Genomic DNA, 6218 nt, shown 5'->3' with positions numbered 1-6218 from the left:
GTAGCTAAGTTCGGAATCGATAACCGCTGAAAGCATCTAAGCGGGAAGCGAGCCCTGAGATGAGTCATCCCTGATACTATAAGTATCCTAAAGGGTTGTTGAAGACTACGACGTAGATAGGCAGGGTGTGTAAGTGCTGCGAGGCATTGAGCTAACCTGTACTAATTGCCCGTGAGGCTTAACCATACAACACCCAAGGGGTTTTAACTGGACTCCATAAGCACTTGAATGGTGTTTGAGAACGAYTTGAAAAACTAGTTAACTTTCCAAGATTGCTATTTTCGGCKWWKGCCGGGAATAAACAGAATTTGTCTGGCGACCATAGCGCTGTGGCCCCACCTGATCCCATGCCGAACTCAGAAGTGAAACGCAGTAGCGCCGATGGTAGTGTGGGGTCTCCCCATGTGAGAGTAGGTCATCGCCAGGCGCCAAATTTAAGTTTACGTTGCTATAAACGTGAACTGTATAAAGATTGATATTTCAGCTTTGCTGAAAACAAAGAATTTGCTTGGCGACCATAGCACTATGGACCCACCTGATCCCATGCCGAACTCAGAAGTGAAACATAGTAGCGCCGATGGTAGTGTGGGGTCTCCCCATGTGAGAGTAGGTCATCGCCAGGYKCCAAATWGCTTTATGCTGAATAGACACTGCGGAGTGGTAGTTCAGTTGGTTAGAATACCGGCCTGTCACGCCGGGGGTCGCGGGTTCGAGTCCCGTCCACTCCGCCATTATTGAAGAAGCCCTAATCGAAAGATTAGGGCTTTTTTACGTCYRTARWAAATGRAAATTARMACTGAATAGACACYGCGGAGTGGTAGTTCAGTTGGTTAGGCTTTTTATTGGAGAGCTTAGCGGCCTGTCACGCCGGGGGGCGCTGATCTCAAGGAGTAGCAAGTCCCGTCCACTCCGCCACTTATTAAAGCCTCAGTCCAACGACTGGGGCTTTTTTACGTTTGAAACAATGTGAATAGACACCGCGGAGTGGTAGTTCAGTTGGTTAGGCTWTTTATTGGAGAGCTTAGCGGCCTKTCACGCCGGGGGGCGCGCTGRTTTCAAGGAATGGCAAGTCCCGTCCACTCCGCCATTTATTAGAGAAGCCCAGTCGAAAGACTGGGCTTTTTTACGTTTGTAGCAATGTAAATAGACACCGCGGAGTGGTAGTTCAGTTGGTTAGGCTTTTTATTGGAGAGCTTAGCGGCCTGTCACGCCGGGGGCGCGCGCTGGTTTCAAGGAATGGCTAGTCCCGTCCACTCCGCCACTTATTAAAGCCTCAGTCTAACGACTGGGGCTTTTTTACGTTTGAACACAAGCAAGAATCTCGTCATTCCCTACAGCGAGGCACGAGCGAGATAGGGAATCCATAGCCACAGTGGATCAACGAGCGATGGATCCCCGATAATCTCGAGCCTCGAGGATGACAAGGTGTAGTGCAGCGCACTATGACCCCCCTAGAGCCCCGCCTCTCGCTACTCTAACCACCTTCCTTTTATCCTTTGTTACAACTCAAAACTTCAACCGGGCATTCCGATCTTGTCATCTGATGAATAAGTGTGAGAGGGTTAGGGCAATTTTTGATGATAGGCAATGACCATGAAGTTTTTCTACGAACGAATAGAAACGCCTGATGATGTGAAGATCGTACTGAAGCCCAATTCCCTCTATATTATGCTGCTGATGCTGGCTATTTGGCTAATCAATGATTTTGTGCTGCAATCAGTCCCGATAACCCAGATCATTATGCCTGTCTTTATCGTTTTTATGATTGTGAGGTTTTTCTCGGTTGTGAAAATACAAAAAGAAGTACTTGTTGCGATGAAGCAAGGCAATGTTGAAACATCAGGCAGTAAGTTTTCAGTATCTAATCCGTTAACCTATACGATCAGTAAAATCTAACTATTTATTATATTAAAATAAGCAGCTTACGCCTTTGGCTAAGCTGCTTTTTTAATGAAAACCCAGATTACGTCCTAACAGGAAACTATTCCTTAAGTGCTTGCTGCTAATAGTTTTACCTGTAACGTGCATAATGGAGAGTCGGGTATTGGTATAAAAAGGGGATATATGGAAAGGTTTAACTGGAAACCTTTATTATTGGCTTGTTTGATCGTCAGTATTGGTCAGCTGAGTCTCGGCTTAGTCTTTCCGTCTTTACCATGGATCGCACAGGATCTTCAGCTGAGTGCAGATCAGGTTCAATTATTAGTATCGGGCTACTTACTGGGTTTTGGCCCGTCACAGCTTATTTATGGTCCCTTATCGGATGTATTTGGCCGACGTCCTGTTTTGCTTTCCGGTTTGCTTATTGCACTTTTGGGGCTGGTACTGGCCGTTACCCACGCAGATAGTTTTTCCTGGTTGTTAGCCGGACGTTTTGTGCAAGGGCTTGGAGCCGGTAGTGTTGCGGTGCTTGCCAGGGCAACCATGCGTGATAGCTACCAAAATCAGAATCTGGTGAAAGCGATGACCTGGGTTGCTATTGTTGCTGCTTTTACCCCTATCGTCGCGCCAGTTATTGGCGGTATGGTAAACCACTACTGGGGGTGGCTAGCAGTATTTATGTTATTGCTGGTTTATATCGCGTTGATTTGGCTGGTGCTGGTATTCACTTTTACCGAAACTCTGAGTCACTCTTCACGTCCTCAATCCGTTGGTAAGCTTGTTCTCTCTTATTTTACTCTGCTGGGTGAACGTCACTTCCTGAGTTTTGCCGGAATTGGCTGGATCAATTTCTCCCTGGTTGTGATCTCTATTTCTCTGATGCCTTTCATTATGCAGGTTCAGATTGGGATGAGTTCCGATCAATACGCGTTTTGGGCGATGATCCCTGCCTTTGGCATGCTGACTGGCGGGGTGATCTGCCAGCGAATTCGGCCTGTTGTTGGCACCCAGAAAATCCTCCAGTTAGCGCCATTGATCCACTTACTTGCCGGACTGGTACTGATGATTGCCCCGGTTTCTGCTGGGTGGGTCAGTGCCGGACACTTTTTGCTGGCAATGGCAAATGGTATGGCATTCCCATGTGCACAGTCGCTGTTATTAATTCCCTATGGTAACCGTGCGGGAACCGTTTCAGCATTGTCTGGAGCCTGTCAGATGGTGTCAGCCTCGCTAATCAGCAGTATGTTGCTGAAATCGGGTCTTAGTCAGCCCTGGCACTTAGGTGTGGTGCTATTGGTTGCTGCCTTTATCGGACAAATGTTGGTTGCTGTTGGTGCGAAAAGTGAAAGCGGTAAACAAGCGGCCGCGGCTCTAAATTAACATCGCAGTTTAATTCTTTGAGCCATACTTACTTAATAACAAGTACTAAGTATAAACGTATTGGTAGGGGGAATTAGTATGCTGAGGTTAACGATGTTAGTTGCCCTGATCGTGCTGTCTGGTTGTGCGGCTCGGTATGAGGCAGAATTATCTGCGAATAAAGAGTGGCTGCAATTAGGATCTTACCACGGAGAGCAGGGCTACCGAGAGCTTAATAATAATCGCCTGTCGGAGTTGGGAGCATTAACCGAGACCGAGTACGAAACTTATCGGGCGGGATACTTGAAAGGCCGGTTTGATTACTGTACGGGTCGTCAACAAGTCTCGACGGTGATAAATCAGGGCTACTTAAATGAATGTATCAAATCAAAGGAAAGCAAGAGTAGCTACAGTGTGATTGACCGCGGCTACTGACACTCTATACCCAAACCACCTCAAGATGCGAGATTCAGAGGGGGTTTGGGTATAATCATATTAAAAAAGGCTGCGATTGCAGCCTTTTTGTTATTCAGCGTTGAGTGTCTGAACTTAGTTGTTGCTGTGTAGCTCACTGTTCAGCTCAACTGCACTCTTGTTGGTCAGGCACTCGATTTGACCGGTTACAGAGTTGCGGCGAAATAGCAGATCTGATTTACCGGCAAGATCGCGTGCTTTCACGACTTCGACTTCCTGGCCGCTGGCATCTAGCATACGTACTTTCGAACCCGCCGTGACATACAAACCAGATTCAATAGTGCAACGGTCACCGAGTGGGAAACCAAGACCGGCATTGGCACCCAGCAGGCTGTTTTCACCAATAGAAACAACCATCTTACCACCGCCACTCAGGGTACCCATGATAGAGGCGCCACCGCCGATATCAGAACCTTCACCAACCATAACGCCGGCAGAAATACGGCCTTCAACCATGCTTACACCTGTAGTGCCCGCATTGAAGTTAATGAAGCCTTCGTGCATAACGGTAGTACCTTCACCGACATGCGCGCCAAGGCGGACACGTGAAGTATCAGCAACCCGAATACCTGCAGGTACGACGTAATCAACCATTTTCGGGAATTTATCGACACAGTCGATGGTTAGCACTTCACCGTTCAGGCGTGCTTCCATCTGGCGTTCTGCCAGCTCTGGAAGATCGATAGGGCCTTGGTTGGTCCATGCGATATTGTGCAACAGACCAAAAATACCATCCAGCACGACGCCGTGCGGCTGCACTAAACGGTGAGAGATCAGCTGAAGTTTCAGGAAGCCTTCAGCGACAGATGCCGGTGCAGAATCAGTCGCAAGAATAACCAGAATCAATGGTTGTGAAGAGAGAGCGGCTTTAGCTGCAAACTGCGCGCTTTTCTCGTCACCTGCAGATTCGAATGCAGTAGCAAGGCTTGCGCACTGAGCAGGAGTCACTTCAATAGCCTGGTTGCCTTCTTTGTAATCTACAACGGCAGCGACTGCTTTAACCAGTTCTTCTGACGGGTTAAGCGCCGGCGTTGGGAAAAAGGCTTCAATGATTTTACCATCGCGGTTTTGAGTCGCAGTACCTAAGGCAAGTGAAAAGCTAGCCATTATCAATCGTCTCCGTTCCTAAAAATTTCAAAGCTAATCTGTAAATCTGACAGATTGTATAATTAGCTCATCGTTAAGTATTAATAGAAAACCATCATAAAGACAGTTGGCATGATATAGAAGGGCTGACTAAGCAATCAGTCAAAAATGACGAGATTATGACTAATTTCACTCTTTGACCGGGAATAGTTAGATAATTAATGGAATTGGTATTAGCTGAAAACGTACTTTTCATGCATAAAAAAACCTCCGGCTCGGAGGTTTATTCATGTTGAAGTACTTATAAACGGCGCTATTCTTAACGACGTCATCATCAACGATGATTAAGCAGCATCTTCCTGTGGTTCATCTTCAACCACTTCAGGCTTTGCCACTTTTTTCTTAGGTGCAGCTTTCGCTTTTTTAGCCCCTAATGCAACCAGTACTTCTTCACGTTTCTGTGCTAAGAACAGTGAAAGTTCTTCTTGTTTAGCTTCATCTTCGAATAGTTCACTTTTGCTTAGTAAAGTAAACATATCGTCAGCCATATCCAGCATCTTGTCGTATGCGTCGGCTTCGGATTTAGAGGCGAAAGTCATCTTTTCTTCTCCGTTGCGCTCAACTACATATTTGACGATAACAGCCATGGTCACCCTCTCCCGAAATTGATTTACTGGCTGTTTATACAGTAGCATAAAGGCTTCTGTCCAGTGATAAGCGTGTTAATGTGATGGTGAGAGAAAAATTTATTCAGATTTATGCCCGAGCAGCAGAAAGAAAGGGAGGTGAGGCTGAGCTTGAGAGTTTACTCGCTACCCCTTTGAGTCGTCAGGAATTAAATACAATTTCTGATGCTCGCTGGCTGGCGGCATTTACTCAGAAAGTGTTTCAGTGTGGTATGAGCTGGCGTGTCGTTCGCAATAAGTGGCCAAATTTTGAAGAGGTGTTCTTTGAGTTTGATATTGAGAAGATGCTCTTGATCCCGAATGACATGTGGGAACGCAAAGCGACGGATCCTGCCATTATTCGTCATTTAGGTAAGGTCATGACCATTCCGGAAAATGCTCAGATGATCCATGAAGCAGCTCTGGCACATGGTTCATTTGCCACCATGGTCGCTGACTGGCCACAAGAGGATATTATCGGGTTGTGGCGTTATCTGAAACGTAATGGTAAACGCCTTGGGGGGAATACCGGCCCCTATACGCTACGCGTTATGGGTAAAGATACCTTTATTCTGAGTCACGACGTAGAAGCCTATTTACGCAATACCGGGATCATTGATGGTGGCCGCGATACGCAAAAATCGCTTTTGGCCACGCAAGCGGCGTTCAATGACTGGCAGCAGGAAACGGGCCGTCCCCTGTGTCAGATCAGCCAGATCATTGCTTTCAGCTCTGGTGATAACCGAATGTAGT

At 46.8% G+C, this 6218-nt stretch carries 6 protein-coding genes, 1 tRNA gene and 3 rRNA genes; 8 read left to right on the top strand and 2 right to left on the bottom strand.

The genetic code is table 11. The features are described 5' to 3' along the window. From L4D76_RS23675 to L4D76_RS23645, 7 genes are all read left to right on the top strand, one after another. Positions 1 to 186: ribosomal RNA gene (locus tag L4D76_RS23675) — 23S ribosomal RNA — on the top strand; the annotation flags it as partial. Between the two features lie 125 nt (positions 187 to 311). Beyond that, positions 312 to 427: ribosomal RNA gene (rrf, locus tag L4D76_RS23670) — 5S ribosomal RNA — on the top strand. A gap of 80 nt (positions 428 to 507) precedes the next feature. Beyond that, positions 508 to 623: ribosomal RNA gene (gene rrf, locus L4D76_RS23665) — 5S ribosomal RNA — on the top strand. A 31-nt stretch (positions 624 to 654) separates the two neighbouring features. Continuing rightward, positions 655 to 731 (top strand) — tRNA-Asp (locus L4D76_RS23660). A gap of 862 nt (positions 732 to 1593) precedes the next feature. Beyond that, on the top strand, positions 1594 to 1896 hold the full coding sequence (locus L4D76_RS23655) for a hypothetical protein (RefSeq protein WP_428443323.1): 303 nt from the start codon (positions 1594 to 1596) through the stop codon (positions 1894 to 1896). A 168-nt stretch (positions 1897 to 2064) separates the two neighbouring features. After that, positions 2065 to 3261 (top strand): MFS transporter, encoded by a 1197-nt coding sequence (locus L4D76_RS23650; protein WP_428443322.1) that lies wholly within the window; start codon positions 2065 to 2067, stop codon positions 3259 to 3261. Between the two features lie 78 nt (positions 3262 to 3339). Then, the gene (locus L4D76_RS23645; protein WP_428443321.1) at positions 3340 to 3675 is read left to right on the top strand and encodes a DUF2799 domain-containing protein; all 336 of its coding nucleotides are present in this window, start codon (positions 3340 to 3342) and stop codon (positions 3673 to 3675) included. Positions 3676 to 3789: 114 nt separating this feature from the next. Here the strand turns inward: L4D76_RS23645 and dapD are convergent, their stop codons facing one another. Next, positions 3790 to 4821, bottom strand: coding sequence for a 2,3,4,5-tetrahydropyridine-2,6-dicarboxylate N-succinyltransferase (gene dapD / locus L4D76_RS23640; protein ID WP_428443320.1), 1032 nt, complete (start codon positions 4819 to 4821; stop codon positions 3790 to 3792). Positions 4822 to 5144: 323 nt separating this feature from the next. Continuing rightward, a complete protein-coding gene (locus L4D76_RS23635) occupies positions 5145 to 5447 on the bottom strand; it encodes a YebG family protein (protein WP_428443319.1) in 303 nt (100 codons plus the stop codon). Positions 5448 to 5530: 83 nt separating this feature from the next. On the opposite strand from L4D76_RS23635, the gene L4D76_RS23630 reads away from it, so the two are divergent. Next, entirely contained in the window at positions 5531 to 6217 is a 687-nt protein-coding gene (locus tag L4D76_RS23630; protein WP_428443318.1) for a DNA-3-methyladenine glycosylase I, read from the top strand. Position 6218: the final 1 nt, after the last annotated feature.

It is taken from the genome of Photobacterium sagamiensis (assembly GCF_050337085.1).
Classification (GTDB): Bacteria; Pseudomonadota; Gammaproteobacteria; order Enterobacterales; family Vibrionaceae; genus Photobacterium; species Photobacterium sagamiensis.
The sequence above is the reverse complement of the archived record's forward strand: the minus strand, read 5'-3'. Positions and strand labels throughout refer to the sequence as shown.